The sequence below is a fragment of the Dolichospermum sp. LEGE 00246 genome, from assembly GCF_015207865.1.
Classification (GTDB): domain Bacteria; phylum Cyanobacteriota; class Cyanobacteriia; order Cyanobacteriales; family Nostocaceae; genus Dolichospermum; species Dolichospermum heterosporum.
Genome location: NZ_JADEWA010000695.1, coordinates 1 through 1,784, shown reverse-complemented (window position 1 = coordinate 1,784; position 1,784 = coordinate 1). Strand labels below are relative to the sequence as shown.

Genomic DNA, 1,784 nt, shown 5'->3' with positions numbered 1-1,784 from the left:
ATATAATATAAGGTACATCCTAGCCCCCTCATCGCACCCCCCTAAATCCCCCCGCAGCGGGGGGAAGAAAAGGATAAGCTTTTGATACTGGAGGGGGTTGGGGGTGGGGTTCTTGTCCCCCACTAAATTAAAAAATTAAATATTAATAACATCTTCATATATATCTGCCATTTCTAGAATCAAGCCAACGGAACCTAAATGTAATTTATCATCACGATTAATCAAAGTTTGTATAGTCCAATTTCCTTTTTCATCTTGACGATAAACCTCTACCTTAACTTCATCCTGCGAAATTAAAACATATTCTTTCAAACTTGCTAAACTGCGGTAATTAACAAGTTTCTCCCGTCTATCTATAGTTTCTGTACTTGGTGATAGCACCTCGATAATTAAACAAGGATAATTCAAAAAATAACGATCTTGATCTTCAGTATCGCAACTGACTACCACATCAGGATAATAAAATATAGTTTTATTGTCATTGGCTAAATTTATTCTCACTTTCATATCAGACATGAAAACATTACAGGAACTACCCCGTAACCGAGAACGTAACCGCGAGTAAACATTGCCAGAGATTATATTATGTTCCTTACTACCTCCAGCCATAGCAAAGACTTCACCAGCAAAATATTCATGACGAACATCGCTAGATTGTTCTAATTCCAAATATTCTGTAATAGTGAACAGGTAAAGAGGAGATTGCATAATTTTTCCTTTTTTGATAATTTGAAAATTATCGTCAAATCTTTTACCAATTTGTTCATGAATCAATTCCCGTGTTGATCAAAAATATCTGGAGTTAAACATATAAATACAAATGTAGCGCCAGGTATTTTTTGCTGAATATTGGGTATAAACCAGAAAAATATAGTCTTTCCAACTTACCCCATATACAGTTATTACCTGGACGCTGCTTATTAGACGTTCTTTTTCTGGGTATCACGCCAAACTTCGGTCATCCTTCCCCAGTTAGTGCTAAATTCATCCAAACCCATAATAGTTCCCGGTCTTTCCTCATCCCAAGAAGCGGAAAGAACACCATAGGTAATTCCCAACACACCTAAACCAAACAATCCCATATTCACCAATAAAACGGCGATAGGGGGAAGTTGAATATCAGCCAAGGTAACTAGCAGATAGCTAACTACCAAACTAGTAATACCTAAAAATGTGGGGACACCACAAAACCCAGCCACTCGGCGAATCATGCGTTGACTGACCACTTCAGGAATTGCCATTTCTTGTTTAGAATAACGGCGTTTCTGTTGCGATTTTTCTTGAGGTTCTTTGGTTTTGATAACGGGTTGACTAATAGCCTTAGCGGGTTTTGGACGCTTTTTGTTTGGCTCAAAAGGTAAGGCACTACGTTCCGATTCTTCAGCAGCCATAAGAATTAGTTCCTAACCGCGAATACCAAGACGAGTAATTAAAGCTTTATATTTTTCTTGACTACCTGCTTGGATATAAGCTAGAAGACGCTTTCTTTGGCCAATCATCTTCAATAGTCCTCTACGGGAGGAATGGTCTTTCTTATTAGCTTGCAAATGTTGACTGAGGCGGTTAATGCGGTCAGTTAGCATTGCAATTTGGACATCAGCCGAACCAGTGTCGGTTTCATGAACTTGATATCCAGAAATGAGTTCTTGTTTGCGCTGTTGCGTCAGAGCCATGATCGATTAAATTCTTATTTTTCTTAAGTTTGTGTAGCAGTCTCCCATAATATCACACCCATCAATTCCTGTGGCAAATTCCTGAGCAGGGGGCAGGGGCTGTCTCTTATA

The 1,784-nt window shown here is 38.8% G+C and carries 3 protein-coding genes; all 3 read right to left on the bottom strand.

All coding sequences use genetic code 11. The features are described from left to right. Positions 1 to 135 precede the first annotated feature (135 nt). On the bottom strand, positions 136 to 708 hold the full coding sequence (locus IQ228_RS25675) for a Uma2 family endonuclease (RefSeq protein WP_027404048.1): 573 nt from the start codon (positions 706 to 708) through the stop codon (positions 136 to 138). 212 nt (positions 709 to 920) lie between these two features. After that, positions 921 to 1,391 carry a PAM68 family protein gene (locus IQ228_RS25670; protein ID WP_027404049.1) on the bottom strand — a complete coding sequence of 157 codons (471 nt, stop codon included), beginning with the start codon at positions 1,389 to 1,391 and terminating at the stop codon, positions 921 to 923. 12 nt (positions 1,392 to 1,403) lie between these two features. Further along, the gene (gene rpsO, locus IQ228_RS25665) at positions 1,404 to 1,673 is read right to left on the bottom strand and encodes a 30S ribosomal protein S15 (protein ID WP_027404050.1); all 270 of its coding nucleotides are present in this window, start codon (positions 1,671 to 1,673) and stop codon (positions 1,404 to 1,406) included. Positions 1,674 to 1,784 lie beyond the last annotated feature (111 nt).